Source organism: Algoriphagus lutimaris, assembly GCF_017051705.1.
Lineage (GTDB): Bacteria > Bacteroidota > Bacteroidia > Cytophagales > Cyclobacteriaceae > Algoriphagus > Algoriphagus lutimaris.
Genome location: NZ_JAFIDJ010000039.1, coordinates 1 through 285, shown reverse-complemented (window position 1 = coordinate 285; position 285 = coordinate 1). Strand labels below are relative to the sequence as shown.

Below are 285 nucleotides of genomic sequence, written 5' to 3'. Positions count from 1 at the left end.
ATTGAGCATGATGACAAATTCGTTTTCCAGTTTATAGACGTATATATCCGGATTGATATATTGAGGTGTTTCATCGCTGAATTGCCGGCCGGGCTTGGGTTCCATGATCTTGATGATGTTAATGGCGGCAACCACCTCATCCATGCTTTTTTTGAGGGATTTGCAAATGACCTTGTAATTTTTCTTTTCCAGATCCGGCAGATGATCACCGATGATATTGGTGATGATCGTATCGTCAATACCCAGGTGCGTTGCCTGGATTAACAAGCATTCCCGCAAGTCACG

Annotated in this window: 1 protein-coding gene; it reads right to left on the bottom strand. The window is 43.5% G+C overall.

Annotated features, from left to right (window positions below; translation table 11 throughout):
• A partial coding sequence (locus JYB62_RS19695) for an RNA polymerase factor sigma-54 (protein WP_449500895.1) occupies positions 1 to 285 on the bottom strand: 285 nt, incomplete at both ends.